Origin of the sequence: Streptococcus suis, assembly GCF_016775005.1 — a bacterium.
Taxonomy (GTDB): Bacteria; Bacillota; Bacilli; order Lactobacillales; family Streptococcaceae; genus Streptococcus; species Streptococcus suivaginalis.
The window spans coordinates 25,264-41,530 of the sequence record NZ_JAEUXI010000007.1 but is presented as its reverse complement, the minus strand read 5'-3'; the positions used below and the strand labels follow the sequence as shown (position 1 = coordinate 41,530).

The following is a 16,267-nucleotide window of genomic DNA, read 5'->3' as shown; positions in this document are numbered from 1 at the left end:
AGAATGACACAACAATACAATCAACCAGAACGCGAACTTGGATGGGAAGATGAAATTACCTTGGATGGTGGCGGATTCGTCACACTTACTCCAGGCGATTATCAATTTACGGTGACGGGTATCGAACGAACCCGTCACACGCCTAATCCTCAAAATCCAGGAAAGCTACCTGCATGTAACAAAGCAGTTGTATCTATCGAGATTGAAACTGCTGAAGGCACAGCACAACTGAAGCACAATCTATTCCTGCACACATCAACAGAAGGAATGTTGTCAGCGTTCTTCGGTGCGATTGGCCAGAAGAAACATGGTGAGCCATTGCGCATGAACTGGAACATTATTGGCGCTAAAGGTGTTTGTAGTGTTAACAAACGCAAAGGGACTGGTAAATATGCTGACCAGGAATTTGACAATATCAAGTCTATGATCTATGCAGATGATGTTGATTGGTCTAAAGTGCTAAATGCTGGTCAGCCACAACAACCTGCTTATCAACAACCACAAGCACAATACCAACAACCAACACAGCCGACACAACCTGCTCAAGGTGGCTTTGCAGGATTTTAGGAGGTGTAGATGCAACTACGAGATTATCAAGAGGAGGCTCGTGGTGCAGTCCAGCAGGAATGGCAATCAGGTCGCAAGCGGACATTATTGGTCCTGCCAACAGGGTGCGGTAAAACGATTGTCTTTTCCAAAATCATTGAAGACCGTGTGCGTATGGGCGAGCGTGTGCTCGTCCTTGCTCATAGGTCGGAATTGCTGGAACAGGCCTCTGATAAGTTAATGACTGCAACTGGGCTGGGCACAGCTCTGGAAAAGGCAGAAAGCACCTCTATCGGCTCATGGTTTCGGGTTGTGGTCGGGTCGGTACAGACCCTGCAACGTGAGAAGCGGTTGAGTCAATTTCCACCGAATTACTTCGATACCATTATCATCGACGAAGCCCACCACGCTATCTCAGATGGCTATCAGCGTGTCTTACAACATTTTGACGACAGCAATGTTCTTGGTGTTACTGCTACACCCGACCGAGGCGACAAGCGAAATTTAGGGCAGTATTTCGACAGTCTAGCCTATGAGTATTCCTTGGTGCAGGCTATCAAGTCTGGCTACCTGTCAAAGATTACTGCTGTGACAATTCCCTTGACCTTGGACCTATCAAGTGTATCTATGCAGTCGGGAGATTTCAAAGCGAGCGACCTTGGTACTGCACTAGATCCATACCTTGAGCAGATAGCTGACGAAATGGTCAAACAATGTGCAGACCGTAAGACCGTGGTATTTCTGCCCTTGGTCAAGACATCGCAAAAGTTTCGTGACATCTTAAATGCTAAAGGGTTTCGAGCTGCTGAAGTTAACGGAGAGTCCAAGGATCGTGCGGAGGTCTTGGAAGACTTTGACAAGGATAAGTACAACGTACTTTGTAACTCTATGCTCTTGACAGAGGGCTGGGATTGCCCGTCAGTTGATTGTGTAGTCGTGCTTAGACCGACTAAGGTGCGGGCCCTGTATAGCCAAATGGTCGGGCGTGGCACTCGTTTATTTCCAGGTAAAGAAAATCTATTGCTGTTGGATTTCCTGTGGCACACGGAGCGACATGAGCTCTGCCGACCTGCTCATCTTATCGCAGGCACAGAAGAAGTAGCTAAGAAGATGGTCGAGAACATGGAAGAAGAAGCTGGTGCACTCTTTGACATTGAAGAGTTAGAAGTCAAATCAGCAGAAGATGTAGTAGCTCAACGTGAAGAAGCACTAGCTAAGGAGCTGGAAGAAATGCGAAAACGCAAGCGCAAGCTGGTGGATCCGTTGCAGTTTGAAATGTCCATCCATGCGGAAGATTTATCAAGCTTTGTACCGTCGTTTGGTTGGGAGCAGGCACCACCTTCTAAAAGTCAGCTCAGCGCCTTGGAAAAGTTCGGCATTTTTGCAGACAATATCGATAATGCTGGTAAGGCTAGTCTGTACCTTGACCGATTGAAAAAACGACAATTAGAAGGCTTGACCACACCGAAGCAGATTAGATTTCTGGAGCAACGTGGTTTTAAGAGTGTCGGTATGTGGTCGTTTGAAGCGGCTAGTAATATGATAGACCGTATCTCTGCCAATGGTTGGAGAATGCCAAATGGCATCGTGCCAGAAGAATATCAACCAGGATAGGAGAGTAAATGACAGAAAGAGAATTTGACCTCATCCCATTGCTTGATTATATTAACCCAGCCACTCTGTCATATCAGGACTGGGTTAATGTTGGATTTGCCCTTAAGCAAGAGGGCTACACAGCAATGGATTGGGATGTATGGTCACAGAAGGACCCCGTTAGATATAAGCGTGGAGAGTGTTTTAAGAAGTGGGACAGCTTCCAAGGAGGTGGTCTGGGAACTGTGACTGGAGCGACCATCACACAAATGGCCAAAGACAATGGCTGGGTGTCTGAATTTAAAATGACTGACGATGCTCATGAATTGGGCTGGAATGACACAATCGACCGTGATTATAAGATTGTTGATAAGAACTGGGTCGAATCGAAAGAGGTTAGAGAGCCTTCAAACTGGGCACCGGTCCAAGAGTTGATTACTTACTTGGAAACAATCTTTAACAGCACAGATTATGTTGGTTATGTCACGCAGACCTATCAGATTGATACTGATAACGGTCCTGTATACAAGCCTACGCAAGGTGCGTTTGATAGGACGGCTGGAGAGTTGATTCAACTCTTACAAGGCTGTAACGGTGACATCGGTGCGGTCTTTGGTGACTACAAGGAAGAGGCTGGTGCTTGGATTCGCTTCAATCCGTTGGACAGCAAAGGTGTCAAGAATGACAACGTGACTGACTTCCGATATGCCTTGGTCGAATCCGACAGCATGGAATTAGGAAAGCAGTACGCTTTATTTAAAGAGCTGGAATTGCCGATTGCTGCCTTAGTTCACAGCGGGAAGAAATCCCTGCACGCTATCGTCAAAGTAGATGCCAGAGATTATCAAGAATACCGTAAGCGTGTGGACTACATCTACCAAATCTGTAAGAAGAACGGGCTGGACATTGATACCCAGAACCGAAATCCTAGCCGATTGTCACGGATGCCAGGTATCATGCGCAACGGCAAGAAGCAGTTTTTGATTGATACAAATATTGGTAAGACCAATTATGAAGAATGGTACCAATGGATTGAGGATTTGAACGATGATTTGCCAGATCCAGAAGGCCTATCAGACTCTTGGGAGAATATGCCAGAGTTAGCGCCAGAGCTTATCAGAGGCGTGCTCAGACAAGGCCACAAACTACTCATGGCTGGTCCATCTAAGGCAGGGAAGTCGTTTGCCTTGATTGAGCTCTCAATCGCAATCGCTGAGGGCATCAAGTGGCTTGGCTGGGAGTGTACTAAGGGCAAGGTCCTTTATGTCAATCTAGAGCTGGACAGACCGTCAGCCTTGCATCGCTTTAAGGATGTCTATACTGCCATGGGTGTGCCAGCTAACAATATCCAAAATATTGACCTCTGGAACCTGCGTGGGAAGACTGTGCCAATGGATAAGTTGGCACCGAAGCTCATCCGTAGGGCCTTGAAAAAAGACTACATTGCAGTCATCATCGACCCTATCTATAAGGTCTTGACGGGCGATGAAAACTCAGCAGACCAAATGGCCCATTTTACCAATCAATTCGACAAGGTAGCAACTGAACTTGGTTGTAGCGTGATTTACTGCCACCATCACTCAAAAGGCAGTCAAGGTGGAAAGAAGTCCATGGACCGTGCCAGTGGCTCGGGAGTGTTCGCTCGTGATCCAGATGCGTTGATTGACTTGGTAGAGCTAGAGTTGACAGATGACTTGATTAAGATGCGGTCTGATAAAGCTACCTGTGCTATTTACCAAAGAGCCCTGCAAGAGCGTGCCTTGGACTACTACCAGCAGTATGTTAGCTTAGATGACTTGGAAAGCAGGGTACAGATGCGTGATCACTTCGAGAAGGCCATCAGAGATGTGCTGGTCCGCAAGGTCTATACAGACGAGATTGCCAAGGTCGTGCATGCGGTAGAAATTTCGACCGCATGGCGTGTGGAAGGTACGCTGCGTGAGTTTGCCAAGTTTAAGCCAGTCAACATGTGGTTTAGTTACCCAGTGCATAGCGTGGATACATCGGGTGTGCTGGCTGACATTCAGTTGGAGGAAAGCAAACCGAACTGGCAGAAGAATCTTGATAAAGGCCCAAAAGCTAAGAAAGAGTCTGCGAAGGATAAGCAAGAAAAACTTATAAATGCAATCCAAATCCTAGATGATGGTCTTGAGCCTGTGACAGTTGATGCAGTAGTGGAATATTTTTCGACAGAAGAAAAACCAGTGAGCGAAAAAACAGTCCGAAGATGGCTAAAAAATACAGGTCAATTTGAAGTTGAAAAAGGTCAAATATTGCCTATAAATAATAGCTAGGGGACAGGGACAAATTGGGGACAAATTGGGGGGACAAACTGGAGAAAAAATCCCAATTTGTCTGTCCAAAATCACAGACAAACTGGAAAATGTCCCTGTGTCCCAAATTATAGTTTCGGACAACAGACAAATTGGAAAATGTCCCTAAGAAATCGCTCAACCATGCGGGTTTGAATGATTAGGGACAAACTGGAGAAAATGAGGGACAAACCGAGGGACAGAATATCTAACTACTCTGTAGTGTAGATATTTGGGAAATGTCCCTAGAGGTCCAGAAGAACAGGTACAGGAACAAGGGGGCTATGCATCCGCCCCTTGTAACCCTGTAACCCTGTCCTTCACTCTGGACTTAAGGCGAAAATAAAAATATGGAAAGGTAAAATAAATATGTCTAGGACACTAGAAGTTAAAAATAAAAAGCATAAACGACGCTCAAAAAAATTGTTAGTCGCAAAAAATATGCCACCTCTGTATCACACATTGCCTGGGCAAGATTTTGCTCATGAAAAATCTCAAGTACTAAAATGGTTAGCGGACGTTCCAGAAATTCAAGATTGGGTAATGGAGCAATTAAAATCTGCTGGCTATATCGTCTATAATCCAGATACAGGTCGATGGCGTGGGGTGGATTATGGTACTTGAATTTTTCCTGCCAATGAAAAAAATACCTACCGTGACACACCAACAAAAACAAGTAAGAATGGTTAACGGTAAGCCACAATTTTATGAGCCTGAAAAATTGGCAGATGCCAGAGCTAAGTACGAGGCATTGTTGGCAAGGCACGTTCCTCCGGATAAGCTGCAGGGTCCAGTTCGTCTGACAGTCAAGTGGCTATTCCCGCGGACGAAGAAATCAAAGCATGGCCAGTACAAGACTACTAAGCCAGATACAGACAATCTGCAGAAGTTGTTAAAGGACTGTATGACTGCCATTGGTTTTTGGGAAGATGATGCCCAAGTTGCTAGCGAGGTTGTCGAAAAGTTTTGGTCTGATCAAGTCGGTATTTATATCAAAGTAGAGGTGTTGGATGAATTACATTGAATTTTTTGAAACAGAAGTCCCGAACTGGATGCGAGCCAGTAACCAGAAGATGCAAGAAGTTGGGTTCAACACGCAGGCATACTGGAACTGGGTTGTGGTATCCATGGCGGAAATCAGTAAGAAGTATAACAATGACAGATTGGTCATGAATCAATTTGAAATGATATTTGATTGGTTGGAGGAGAAAGCAAATGGAACGATTTGACAATGTGACCAAACCGAAACACTACCAAGGCAAGTATGGTATGGAAGCCTTGGATGTGGTCAAGAATTTTATTGGAGACTTGGTAGGTGAGTGTGCATACTACTGGGGTAATGTTATCAAGTACTTGTTACGGTTCCAACAAAAAAATGGTGTTGAGGATTTGAAGAAAGCTAGACAGCATTTGGATTGGTTGATTGAGGAGTTGGAGGGAACGAAAGGAGAAATATGAATCACGCAGTGATTACAGGAGGTAAAGGTTTACGGGAGCGCGAGCAGAACGACTATTACGCAACCCCTGAAGTAGCAACGAAGCTATTTCTTGAATATCACGATCTATCACATTTCAATACATTTTTAGAGCCAGCTTGTGGAGAGGGACATTTGGTAAAAGTCTTAGTTGAACATTTCCCTCATGCAGAAATCAGAGCAACAGATTTAATTGACAGAGGTTTTGGTAAAGGCGGAGTTAATTTTCTCACAGAAGATTTTGAACAAGTAGAAGTAGTCATTACGAATCCGCCTTTCAAACTCGCAAAAGAGTTTGTAGAGAAAGCACTAACAGTAGCTAATAAGCAAGTTGTTATGTTTGCAAAATTACAATTCTTGGAAACGGAAGCTAGGGCGAAATTATTCAAAGATACACCTTTGAAATATGTGTATGTTCATAGCAAACGTGTATCTCCTATGCGTAACGGAGAGCCTTTAGACGAGCAAGGTAAGCCATGGTCAAGTGTGATGTGCTTCGCTTGGTTTGTTTGGGACCTTACCTACGCTGGCGAGCCGATGATTAAATTTTTAACTACAGAGGACACACAATGAAATTTCTTGACCTATTCGCTGGCATCGGTGGATTTCGACTAGGTATGGAACGAGCCGGACATGAATGTGTTGGCTTTTGTGAGATTGACCCATTTGCCAGAAAGAGCTACAAAGCGATACATGATACGGAAGGAGAACTTGAATTTCATGACATCACAGCAGTTACAGATAAGTCTGTTCGAGGAATCGGACGTGTGGATGTTATCTGTGGAGGATTTCCGTGCCAGGCTTTCAGCATTGCTGGAAAACGAGCAGGATTTGAAGATACTCGAGGGACTTTGTTCTTTGAGATTGCTCGGTTCGCATCTATTCTCCGACCTAAATATTTATTCCTTGAGAACGTCACAGGATTGCTTAACCACGACAATGGAAATACGTTCGAGGTTATCCTCGGAGCGTTGGATGAACTGGGGTATGATGCGGAATGGCAAGTGTTCAACAGCAAAAATTTTGGAGTGCCCCAAAACCGAGAGCGGGTGTTTATTATCGGACATCTTAGAGGAGCAGGTGGACGAGCGATTTTTCCTTTCGGAGGAGATAGCAAGGAAGCTGGCAACTTACAAGGACAACCAACAAATACCATTACCGCCAGGTACGGAGAAGCACAAGGGAGCGGGTCGTACGTTATTGAAAGTAAACAGCAGAAAATTCTCCAACGTGGGCGTGGATACAATCAAGGTGGAGAACATGGTACAGCACCGACCTTGACTAGCAACAGTTGGCAGGAGAATAATTATGTTAAGGTTTATGATTTTTACAACAAAAACATAAAAAACGAAGTTGGAACGCTGACAGCAAATGGTGGTGTTAGTACAACTCATTGCGGAACATTTGGTATAACAGATGGTTTCCGTATCCGCAAGCTGACACCTCGTGAGTGCTGGAGATTGCAAGGTTTTCCAGACTGGGCATTTGATAGAGCCCAGGCAGTAAATAGTAATAGCCAGCTATACAAGCAAGCTGGCAACTCGGTCACGGTAAATGTGATTGAGGCGATAGCAAGAAGATTGGAGGAAACAGATGAATAAGCAGGAGCGGTTGTATACCGTTGAGATTGCAGGGGTAAGTTCTGGTAAGTTGTTTAAAAATATACGAACAAACAAATATCTATTCCATAGTGGAAAAGGATTGAAAGGATACACAGATAGATTGACAGAAACTGAAATCAAACAGAAGGACGAACGGTTGTGGCAGTTTGCTGTGCCTGTGGAGGAGAAATAATGGCAAGTGAATATGTGAGATTGCATATCATGAAGCACGCTTTGGAACATTATATCCGGCGAGAAGGTGCTTCGAAGAAAGACATCAGACAGGAGAGAAAAGTACTGGATGATGTTGTTGAAGAACTCGAGGCTTTTAAAGAGTATATTAAGTCAGGCTGTTCAGGAGGTTGTTAGATGGAAAAACTAGGCGTATTGCTGATCAATGTGCCAGATATAATGTTTTTTTAAATACAACTACATTATAGACACAGAAGAAGCTAGCACGAGTACATTTATTATAAATGGAACAGATTTTTTAGAAAAATTAGAGAGGCTAGCCTACAAATGCACCCAAGAAGAAGCTAAAAAATACCCACAATTCAGACGGGTAGCGTTGGAGGAGTTAACCTAATCTAAGGCCTCCCGACTGTAGCAGGTCGGTTGGTCATTCTGCCAAAAATAAAAAAAGAAGGAGGAACTCCTTTGCAAAATAAATATACACATTATTGGACCAATGGCAGTACGGTCAGCCACAAAAATAAAAGTCTACAGTCGTTGTCTCTTGTGGATTGTGGTAAAGCAAGGGAAATCACCGCAAAAATAAAGAAAGGAATCTAGAAATATCAACTGTCCGAAACCCTATTGCGGTATGGGTCAAGGACAAGAAAAAAGCCAGCACGTTAGTACTGACCTTTGTGAGTAAAATCTAAAACTATTATATCACAAAGGAGTGCGAGCGTGAACAAGTTATCAGATGTAGAATTGAGAGCATTAGATTCGAAATTATTCGACTACCAACAGATTGATAAAAAAATTGCTATCCGCAAGCTGGAAATACAGACGGAGGTGTCGAACGATTATAATATCGGCGGAGGCAAACCAAATATCGTTTCTAAACCAACAGAGTCACTTGTGGCACGTTGGTCGAGTGATGTGAGGATAAACGGCCTGGAGCAATTCCGAAAAGCTGTGGAAGCAACGATTGAGTCTTTGGATGACGAGCTGAAAAGGATTTTCTACCTTCGTTGGTCAATTCGGTCGGTAAATACTTGGGAAGAGATAGCTGTTATGCTTAATGTATCTCGCAAGAGTATTTATCGCAAAAGAGAGCGGATATTGACAATTTTTGCAGATTTTAGAGGAGATTTGTAAAACTGACACAAAAAACGCTTTAAGTGTCACGATTTTAATGTTAAAGTTGTATCATCGGATTTTTAAAAACTAGCACAAAAAAAATAAAAATAAAGGACCCAGTGACCATGTTTGCTAGTATCATGCGAGGGACCATTTTTTCACTCAGAGAGACCGCAGAGATGTGGTCTTTTTGTATTTTGCTAGGAAGGTGGTAGAAAATTGAGCAAATTAACGCTAAAACAACAACGTTTTGCAGATGAGTATATCATTTGTGGAAATGCGACTGAGGCAGCGATAAAGGCTGGGTATGCCAAGCGTTCAGCCCAGCAAGTCGGAAGTGAAAACTTGTTAAAACCTGTTATAAAATCCTATATCGACGAACGGCTTGAAGAGTTGAAATCAGAAAAGGTTGCTGATCAGCAGGAAGTGCTTGAATACCTTACATCAGTCATGAGAGGCCAGACCCAGGAACAGACCCTTTGTAGCATCGGCGAGCTTGGCCAGCAGGTTATTGATATCGACGTTGGAGCCAAGGACAGAATCAAGGCTGCCGAGCTTTTGGGTAAACGACATAGGTTGTGGACCGATAAAGTCGAAGCCGAGGTAAATGGAACGGTGGTGTTTGCGAATGAAGCAGACATTCCAGATTAACGTTGATTTGCCAAAGATTGTCGGTAAGGGCTATGGTCAATTCTGGCGGTCTAGGAATTTTTACAGAGTCGTAAAAGGCAGCCGCGGGAGTAAAAAGTCGAAAACAACCGCTTTGAACTTCGTAGTCAATCTACTGAAGTGCCCATGGGCTAATCTGCTTGTCGTGCGTCGCTACTCGAATACCAATAAGCAATCAACTTATACGGATTTTAAATGGGCCTGTAACCAGCTTAAAGTTAGTCATAAGTTTAAGTTTAACGAGAGTCTGCCAGAGATAACAGTTAAGGCTACAGGCCAGAAAATCCTCTTTCGAGGTTTAGACGATGAGTTGAAGATTACATCTATCACGGTTGATGTAGGCTCTCTTTGCTGGGCTTGGTTTGAAGAAGCCTACCAGATTGAGACTGAAGATAAATTCTCGACGGTCGTTGAATCAATCCGTGGTAGCTTACAAGATACATCGGCGTTTGCTTTCAATCGACTAGACGGTACATATGGAAACGTTCCGTTTTACAAACAAATCACGGTCACGTTTAACCCGTGGAACGAACGTCACTGGCTCAAAAAGGTATTTTTTGACGAGGATACTAAGCGAGCGGATACCTTGGCTTTGACGACTACTTTTAGATGCAACGAATGGTTGGATGAGGTCGATATCAAGCGATACGAGGACCTCTATGTCACTAATCCACGGCGGGCTCGTATTGTTTGCGATGGCGAATGGGGAGTGGCTGAGGGGCTAGTCTACGAAAATGTCCAGGTTGCCGATTTTGACAAAGAGGTACTGCTACAATCTGGGAATTACAAGCTATGCGTTGGTCTTGACTTTGGTTTCACTCATGATCCGACTGCTCTGGTAGCTTATCTCATAGATGACCAAAGTAAGAACATCTATGTCTTTGATGAGCATTATCAAGTAGGTCTATTTACCAAGGATATCGCAAAGATGATATCTGACAAAGGATATGCCAGTAATCAAATCATTGCGGACTGTGCTGAGGCTCGGCTGATTGAAGAGTTAAAATCAGAGTACGGAATCCGCAGGATTAAAGCAAGCCGTAAAGGCAAAGACAGTATCATGGCAGGCGTATCTAAGTTGCAGGGGTACAAGATTGTAGTGCATCCTAGTTGCACGCATATCATGGACGAATTTTACTCGTACTGCTACCAGCAGGACAAAGAAGGTAAGTGGTTGAATAAGCCAGAGGATAAGAACAATCACCTTATGGATGCACTAAGATATGGTCTGCAGTGTGCAGAGAGCACAGGCTGGCTTGTTTAGGAGGAACAATGTTACAAACAGACAATATTTCGGCACTGACTGCCGAAATCAAAAGACTAGTTACAGATGACCGCGGAAGCAAGCTCAAGCAAGAGATGCAGACGGGCATTGACTACTATGAGGGCAAGCACGATATTGCGAATTATCGGCTTTTTTATTTTAACAATGAGGGCGAGCTCGTCGAAGAGAAGAACCGAAGCAACACACGGATTGCCCATCAGTATTTTACAGAGCTGGTAGACCAGAAAGTGCAGTATTTGTTGTCTAATCCGATTGAAATTGCGACAGAGCAGGCAGGTCTACAGGAATATCTGGATGAATACATCGACGAAGACTTCCAGTTGATGTTACAGGAATTGGTCGAGGGAGCGAGCCAGAAATCCTACGAGTATGTCTTTTGGAGAAAGGATGCATACGGTCGTTTGCGATTTAAGACTGCTGATGCTCTCAAAATCATCCCAATCTATGACGAGTTTTACGACACCGACCAGATTATTTATTACTATGACGACCAGATTGTCAAGGATAATAAGCAGAAGACCGTGACCAAAATCCAGTTATGGACCAAGGAAGAGGTCTTTTACTTTGTTCAGGAGGATGGTCAAGCAGTCAAATTGGACACTTCAACCGAATTCAATCCTAAGCCTCACATGCTAGCTCAAAAGGGAGAGGACAAGTTCGGTAAAGGCTACGGTCAGGTGCCGTATATTTGCTTGTACAATAATCGTAGCAAGACCAATGACCTGCAACCTATCAAGGACATTATTGACGATTACGACATGATGGCCTGTGCCTTGTCGAATAACCTGATTGATTTTGATCATCCAATTTATGCTGTTCGAGGTTATGAGGGCGACAACCTGTCTACCTTAGTCACAAACCTCAAGACTAAGAAGACCGTGGGAGTTGGTGAAAATGGCGGTATCGATGTCATCACAACCAATATCCCTGTTGAGGCTCGTAAGGCTAAGCTTGAGATTGACAAGGAAGCTATCTACAAGTTTGGCATGGGCTTTGACAGCTCGCAGACAGGCGACGGAAACATCACAAATGTGGTTATCAAATCACGGTACAGCCTACTCGACCTAAAATGCAACAAGATTGAGGTCCGTTTGCGTGCAGTCATCAAAGAGATGTTGCAGCTGATTATTGAGAACATCAACGAACTGCATGGCAAAGCTTACAATACAAACGATATTGAGATAACTATAACTCGAGATGTCATGGCCAACGAGACAGATAATGCTGCAATTGCTAAGACGGAAGCTGAAACCAATCAAGTCCTGATTAACAATGTCATGACTGCAGCACCTCGGCTTGACGACCGTACTGTTTTGGAATTGCTGGCAGGTATCTTGGAAGTTGACCCAGACGAAGTCGAGAAAGCCCTCGAAGAACAAGGGTATCAAGCTGATTTTAATCAAGCGACGGAGGTGACAAATGACGGAGCTGAACAAGTTCCAGCAGGAAATAGAGAACCTATTGAAGAAGGCGGACAAAGCGACGGACAAACGGCTCTATAACCTCTATATTGACACGATTAAGGACTTAAAAAAATCCTTGTTAGTTGATTATCAGCGATTGGACAGTCTAACGTCTTCCCAGAGACTCAAATTGAGTCAAATGAGTACACTTTTGGAGCAGTTAGACCAATCAGCCGATAAGTTGAAGAAAGGGCTTAGAAGCGAAATTACGGGTCATCTAATTGATACTGGGAAAGTTGCCTATAACGAACTATTCTACGATGTTGAGAGTGGATATGGTGGGATTAGCTTTGCCATGCTCAAAGAAGAAGAGTTAAGGACCATCATTGAAACGCCTGTGGCAAACTATAAGCTATCTGAACGATTGAATGACGGGGTTGTCGAACGGCTGAAAAACAACATCAAAGATGACCTAAACCGCATCTTTCTACACGGTGCAAGCTACGCCCAGGCATCTGCTAGATTGGCAGAACAAGGGTATAGCTCATATCGTCGTGCTATGATGATTACTCGGACAGAAGCTGGACGGGTGCAGGCTGTGGCTAGGGAAAAAGCTCAGGCAGAAGCCAAAGGGCTCGGCATCGAGTTCGATAAGGTCTGGGTAGCAACTCTGGACGGTCGCACAAGGCATAATCATGCAGAGCTGGACGGTGCCAAGGCTGACAAGGACGGCTATTTTGAGCTTAACGGTCTTCGGACCAAACAACCGCATATGTTTGGTTTTGCCAGCGAGGATGTCAACTGCCGATGTCGGACTATATCACGGTTAAAAGATGATGATACTACACTTTTGAGGCGAGATAATGAGACCGGAGAGGTTGCCGAGTATCGGAATTATCGGGAGTGGGAGAAAGCTATTGATCGACGCCAATTTACAGTTGGTTCTGACACGGATTATTTAAAATCAGATAAGTTAGTTAGTCCTCAGAAAGGGAACTCAGAACTTATCCACGGCGATGAGGTAGCATTCCGAGGGCGAAGAGTGCTTAATTCGAAACATGACCTCTATGTATCTGACAGTTTGGGATCTGCACGCAAGTCTTTCTCGTACTATGAACGTCAAATTGACGATGTCATGAGTCGATTAACAGTCCCAGAAGGCAGTCCATTTCCCAGATTCGTACTTTATGACAGCGCCAAAGATATCGGTAAGAAGAATAATTTTGGAGCGTATGATCCAGAGACCAACACAGTTTTTCTGAATGCGACAAAATTCAATGAAAAAGCTATCGTGAAGAAGTTACAGGCTGCTAATCAGAAATGGCTCAATGATGGGAATATTGGAAAATTCTTTGCAGTTGATAATGATCCTAGAGGACCTCTGGTTCATGAATTAGGGCATTATAAACACTATATGCACATTGAACATCACGCAAAAGCGAACGATATTACCTACGCAGAATCGAAGCAAAGATTTAACGAGAAATTACTTGAGTTTTTGAGGTCAAAGAGGTATAATATCGGTGAAGATGTGAGTGGATATGCAAATAAGCATCTAAACCAAAATATAGGAAATCTAAATTCAACTAATGAGATAATTTCGGAATCAAACTCACTTAATGTCTTAAAATCGGATAAACGTGCAAAATTAATTATAAAATTCTTAGAAAAGGAGGTGTGGTAACATGGAAATGGTTATTGACAAAGGGGATAGACTGATGCAAAAGTTCCGCGATTTTTTGGTACCCTATCAGTACGGTACCATGGAATTGGTACCAGATGCTCCTCAGGAAGCTATTGAGGCAAGGGATGAATATTTGAAGTGGCGTGAAGAATACCAACGCACCCGCTCAACATTTGGAGATTATTAAGCACCTAGAGAAATCTAAGTGCTTTTTTGTTGCAAAAATAGAAAGGAGAAGATTATGAATAAGCGAATGAAGAAGAAATATGAGCTTAAAAATCGCGTTCGTACTTTGGAAACTCATATTGATTTTTTGATTGACCAAAACAATCAGCTATGGAATATTGTCGAACGCAATGCTCAGGCTACAAATTCGAGATTTGACAAACTTGAAAAGCAAGTAGTCAAAAGCAATGCCAAGAAACCATTTTGGAAACGCTAGGAGGTGGTCGCTCATCTTGACAGCAGGAAAGACTGCTTGAAATTACTCTAAAATACTCGAAACCGTATGGAATACCATGTGGTTTTCTTTATGTCCTGTCGCATGACGGAAAACTAGGCAGGCCAGGTCTGCGTGGCATATTGCAGACGCTCCCTGCTGGGAGAGCCAGCATAAAAAATCTATGGAGGTAACCAATAATGGATTGGTTGAAAGAACTTATTGAGAAACACACTGCAGATGGAAAAACAGACATTGATGCGGTCATGAACGCAGTCAAAGAAGAGTTTCCTAAGCACGCTGTCCCGAAAGATGTCTACAACGAGCAGGCTGCTAAGCTCAAAGAAGCAAACAATACGCTCGACACATTGAAAAAATCTAACAAGGACAATGAAGAACTGCAGAATGAACTCAAAACCTACAAAGAGAAGGTATCACAACTGGAAGCCGACGCAAAGGAAACAGTCAAGAAGCAAACCATCAAGGATGCTCTAACCAATGCTAAAGCGACTGATGTGGACTATCTCATGTACAAGCTTGGTGACGTGGAATTTGCAGAAGATGGTAGCATCAAGGACCTTGATAGTAAAATCAAGGATTTGCAGACCAACCATCCGACATTCTTCCAAGCCACAGAGCCAGAACAGCCTGGTAACGGTTTTAAACATTTGGGTGGGGCCGATATCCCACCAGGCGGAAAAATCGACCCAGCTCAATCTATGGCTAATGAATTTAGCCAGGCATTAGGACTAAAATAATACGCAAAAAGGAGAAGTAAACTATGCCAAACACACTCGAATATTCAAAAATTTTCCAACCAGCTCTCGATAAGCAAATTGTGCAAGAGTCAACAACCGGCTGGATGGAAGTCAATAGCAAATTGGTTCAATACAACGGCGGTAACGAAGTCAAATTACCGTCTATCGTCATGGATGGTCTTGCAGATTATGATCGTTCTTCTGGTTACGTTGATGGTGCTGTGACGCTTACGTGGGACACCTACAAACTTACCCAAGACCGTGGTCGTAAATTCCAGCTGGATGCTATGGATGTGGATGAAACCAACTTTGTAGCAACTGCAGGAACTGTCATGGGCGAGTTCCAGCGCACTTTGGTTGTACCTGAAATCGATGCTTACCGTTACTCTGCAATCGCTGCTAAAGCTATTGAAGTCGGTCAAACTCGTACAGCTACAATCACAGACTCAAACATCTTGACTGAGCTCTTGAAAGACATTGCAAAGGTAAAAGAGGTTGTTGGAAATACCTCTAAGCTTAAAATTACCATGTCTGAAACTATGTTGACTAACCTTGGGCTTGATGACAAAGCTGCAAAACGTATGTCAACAGTCAACACTGCACCAGCTGGCGAAGTGGCAACAGTTGTGACTAAGCTTGATGGTCACGAAATCGTGCCAACCCAGCAAGCTTTGCTTCAAACGGCATTCCAATTTAATGATGGTAAGACCGGCGGGCAAGAAAAAGGTGGTTTTGTCGCAGATTCATCTGCAAAAGCAATCAACTGGCTCATCATTGCTGAGAATGCCCCTATCGCAGTGTCTAAAACTGATGTGGTGCGTGTATTTGATCCAATGACCAACCAACGTGCGAATGCTTGGGATATGGACTACCGTAAGTATCACGACATCTGGATTCCAAAATCCAAAGAGAAGTCAATCTTTGCCAACACAGTAGCCTAGGAGGTAGGCTATGCGTAAATTTAAGAGATTGAATGTTATAAAAGTAACAGATAACGACTTGGTAGCTGACCGGCTCATCGAAGCAGGTTTTGAAGAAATCGTTGAGGACAAAGAACAGGAAGGTTTGTCCCGTGACGATATCAAAGCCCAATTGGATGCAGCTGGCATCGAGTATGCCAAGAATGCAAAAACCGAAACTTTAATTGAGATTTTAGAAGCATCAAAACTAGGGGAGTAGTCAGCTACTCTCCTT

Annotated in this window: 21 protein-coding genes; all 21 read left to right on the top strand. The window is 43.7% G+C overall.

Going from position 1 to position 16,267, the window contains the following annotated elements:
* The first annotated feature begins 3 nt into the window (after positions 1-3).
* Complete coding sequence (locus JNG37_RS08330; RefSeq protein ID WP_158457334.1) at positions 4-567, top strand: hypothetical protein; 564 nt, start codon at positions 4-6, stop codon at positions 565-567.
* Positions 568-576: 9 nt separating this feature from the next.
* Positions 577-2,160: a DEAD/DEAH box helicase gene (locus JNG37_RS08325; protein WP_158457336.1), complete on the top strand. Its 1,584-nt coding sequence runs from the start codon at positions 577-579 to the stop codon at positions 2,158-2,160.
* 8 nt (positions 2,161-2,168) lie between these two features.
* Positions 2,169-4,433: an AAA family ATPase gene (locus JNG37_RS08320; protein ID WP_158457338.1), complete on the top strand. Its 2,265-nt coding sequence runs from the start codon at positions 2,169-2,171 to the stop codon at positions 4,431-4,433.
* Positions 4,434-4,820: 387 nt separating this feature from the next.
* On the top strand, positions 4,821-5,075 hold the full coding sequence (locus tag JNG37_RS08315) for a hypothetical protein (RefSeq protein WP_158457340.1): 255 nt from the start codon (positions 4,821-4,823) through the stop codon (positions 5,073-5,075).
* Entirely contained in the window at positions 5,065-5,475 is a 411-nt protein-coding gene (locus tag JNG37_RS08310) for a RusA family crossover junction endodeoxyribonuclease (protein ID WP_158457342.1), read from the top strand. Before JNG37_RS08315 ends, JNG37_RS08310 begins: the two co-directional genes overlap by 11 nt.
* Entirely contained in the window at positions 5,462-5,680 is a 219-nt protein-coding gene (locus tag JNG37_RS08305; protein WP_044753003.1) for a hypothetical protein, read from the top strand. The genes JNG37_RS08310 and JNG37_RS08305 overlap by 14 nt, the downstream gene beginning before the upstream one ends.
* Entirely contained in the window at positions 5,667-5,909 is a 243-nt protein-coding gene (locus JNG37_RS08300; protein ID WP_158457344.1) for a DUF3310 domain-containing protein, read from the top strand. The genes JNG37_RS08305 and JNG37_RS08300 overlap by 14 nt, the downstream gene beginning before the upstream one ends.
* Positions 5,906-6,499 carry a class I SAM-dependent methyltransferase gene (locus tag JNG37_RS08295; RefSeq protein ID WP_158457346.1) on the top strand — a complete coding sequence of 198 codons (594 nt, stop codon included), beginning with the start codon at positions 5,906-5,908 and terminating at the stop codon, positions 6,497-6,499. Before JNG37_RS08300 ends, JNG37_RS08295 begins: the two co-directional genes overlap by 4 nt.
* Positions 6,496-7,527: a DNA cytosine methyltransferase gene (locus JNG37_RS08290; RefSeq protein ID WP_158457348.1), complete on the top strand. Its 1,032-nt coding sequence runs from the start codon at positions 6,496-6,498 to the stop codon at positions 7,525-7,527. The genes JNG37_RS08295 and JNG37_RS08290 overlap by 4 nt, the downstream gene beginning before the upstream one ends.
* Positions 7,520-7,720 (top strand): DUF1642 domain-containing protein, encoded by a 201-nt coding sequence (locus JNG37_RS08285; RefSeq protein WP_158457350.1) that lies wholly within the window; start codon positions 7,520-7,522, stop codon positions 7,718-7,720. The genes JNG37_RS08290 and JNG37_RS08285 overlap by 8 nt, the downstream gene beginning before the upstream one ends.
* Positions 7,720-7,896 (top strand): hypothetical protein, encoded by a 177-nt coding sequence (locus tag JNG37_RS08280; protein ID WP_187321642.1) that lies wholly within the window; start codon positions 7,720-7,722, stop codon positions 7,894-7,896. Before JNG37_RS08285 ends, JNG37_RS08280 begins: the two co-directional genes overlap by 1 nt.
* A gap of 543 nt (positions 7,897-8,439) precedes the next feature.
* Positions 8,440-8,853: a DUF722 domain-containing protein gene (locus JNG37_RS08275; protein WP_158457352.1), complete on the top strand. Its 414-nt coding sequence runs from the start codon at positions 8,440-8,442 to the stop codon at positions 8,851-8,853.
* A gap of 201 nt (positions 8,854-9,054) precedes the next feature.
* Positions 9,055-9,486, top strand: a complete 432-nt coding sequence (locus JNG37_RS08270) for a terminase small subunit (protein WP_158457354.1) — start codon at positions 9,055-9,057, stop codon at positions 9,484-9,486.
* Positions 9,464-10,768, top strand: a complete 1,305-nt coding sequence (locus JNG37_RS08265) for a PBSX family phage terminase large subunit (protein ID WP_158457356.1) — start codon at positions 9,464-9,466, stop codon at positions 10,766-10,768. Before JNG37_RS08270 ends, JNG37_RS08265 begins: the two co-directional genes overlap by 23 nt.
* An 8-nt stretch (positions 10,769-10,776) precedes the next feature.
* The gene (locus JNG37_RS08260) at positions 10,777-12,291 is read left to right on the top strand and encodes a phage portal protein (RefSeq protein WP_158457358.1); all 1,515 of its coding nucleotides are present in this window, start codon (positions 10,777-10,779) and stop codon (positions 12,289-12,291) included.
* Positions 12,209-13,876, top strand: coding sequence for a phage minor head protein (locus tag JNG37_RS08255; protein WP_158457360.1), 1,668 nt, complete (start codon positions 12,209-12,211; stop codon positions 13,874-13,876). Before JNG37_RS08260 ends, JNG37_RS08255 begins: the two co-directional genes overlap by 83 nt.
* 1 nt (position 13,877) lies before the next feature.
* Positions 13,878-14,063 carry a hypothetical protein gene (locus JNG37_RS08250; RefSeq protein ID WP_158457362.1) on the top strand — a complete coding sequence of 62 codons (186 nt, stop codon included), beginning with the start codon at positions 13,878-13,880 and terminating at the stop codon, positions 14,061-14,063.
* Between the two features lie 54 nt (positions 14,064-14,117).
* The gene (locus tag JNG37_RS08245) at positions 14,118-14,318 is read left to right on the top strand and encodes a hypothetical protein (RefSeq protein ID WP_158457364.1); all 201 of its coding nucleotides are present in this window, start codon (positions 14,118-14,120) and stop codon (positions 14,316-14,318) included.
* A 197-nt stretch (positions 14,319-14,515) separates the two neighbouring features.
* Entirely contained in the window at positions 14,516-15,073 is a 558-nt protein-coding gene (locus JNG37_RS08240; protein ID WP_158457366.1) for a phage scaffolding protein, read from the top strand.
* A 23-nt stretch (positions 15,074-15,096) separates the two neighbouring features.
* Positions 15,097-16,014, top strand: coding sequence for a hypothetical protein (locus JNG37_RS08235; protein ID WP_158457368.1), 918 nt, complete (start codon positions 15,097-15,099; stop codon positions 16,012-16,014).
* Positions 16,015-16,024: 10 nt separating this feature from the next.
* Complete coding sequence (locus JNG37_RS08230; protein ID WP_158457370.1) at positions 16,025-16,252, top strand: hypothetical protein; 228 nt, start codon at positions 16,025-16,027, stop codon at positions 16,250-16,252.
* Positions 16,253-16,267 lie beyond the last annotated feature (15 nt).

Coding starts and splice junctions, on each gene's coding strand:
- JNG37_RS08265 (WP_158457356.1), top strand. CDS start 9,464: ATGAAGCAGACATTCCAGATTAACGTTGATTTGCCAAAGATTGTCGGT.
- JNG37_RS08285 (WP_158457350.1), top strand. CDS start 7,520: ATGAATAAGCAGGAGCGGTTGTATACCGTTGAGATTGCAGGGGTAAGT.
- JNG37_RS08290 (WP_158457348.1), top strand. CDS start 6,496: ATGAAATTTCTTGACCTATTCGCTGGCATCGGTGGATTTCGACTAGGT.
- JNG37_RS08325 (WP_158457336.1), top strand. CDS start 577: ATGCAACTACGAGATTATCAAGAGGAGGCTCGTGGTGCAGTCCAGCAG.
- JNG37_RS08330 (WP_158457334.1), top strand. CDS start 4: ATGACACAACAATACAATCAACCAGAACGCGAACTTGGATGGGAAGAT.
- JNG37_RS08235 (WP_158457368.1), top strand. CDS start 15,097: ATGCCAAACACACTCGAATATTCAAAAATTTTCCAACCAGCTCTCGAT.
- JNG37_RS08280 (WP_187321642.1), top strand. CDS start 7,720: ATGGCAAGTGAATATGTGAGATTGCATATCATGAAGCACGCTTTGGAA.
- JNG37_RS08300 (WP_158457344.1), top strand. CDS start 5,667: ATGGAACGATTTGACAATGTGACCAAACCGAAACACTACCAAGGCAAG.
- JNG37_RS08230 (WP_158457370.1), top strand. CDS start 16,025: ATGCGTAAATTTAAGAGATTGAATGTTATAAAAGTAACAGATAACGAC.
- JNG37_RS08310 (WP_158457342.1), top strand. CDS start 5,065: ATGGTACTTGAATTTTTCCTGCCAATGAAAAAAATACCTACCGTGACA.
- JNG37_RS08315 (WP_158457340.1), top strand. CDS start 4,821: ATGTCTAGGACACTAGAAGTTAAAAATAAAAAGCATAAACGACGCTCA.
- JNG37_RS08260 (WP_158457358.1), top strand. CDS start 10,777: ATGTTACAAACAGACAATATTTCGGCACTGACTGCCGAAATCAAAAGA.
- JNG37_RS08255 (WP_158457360.1), top strand. CDS start 12,209: ATGACGGAGCTGAACAAGTTCCAGCAGGAAATAGAGAACCTATTGAAG.
- JNG37_RS08295 (WP_158457346.1), top strand. CDS start 5,906: ATGAATCACGCAGTGATTACAGGAGGTAAAGGTTTACGGGAGCGCGAG.
- JNG37_RS08320 (WP_158457338.1), top strand. CDS start 2,169: ATGACAGAAAGAGAATTTGACCTCATCCCATTGCTTGATTATATTAAC.
- JNG37_RS08240 (WP_158457366.1), top strand. CDS start 14,516: ATGGATTGGTTGAAAGAACTTATTGAGAAACACACTGCAGATGGAAAA.
- JNG37_RS08245 (WP_158457364.1), top strand. CDS start 14,118: ATGAATAAGCGAATGAAGAAGAAATATGAGCTTAAAAATCGCGTTCGT.
- JNG37_RS08305 (WP_044753003.1), top strand. CDS start 5,462: ATGAATTACATTGAATTTTTTGAAACAGAAGTCCCGAACTGGATGCGA.
- JNG37_RS08250 (WP_158457362.1), top strand. CDS start 13,878: ATGGAAATGGTTATTGACAAAGGGGATAGACTGATGCAAAAGTTCCGC.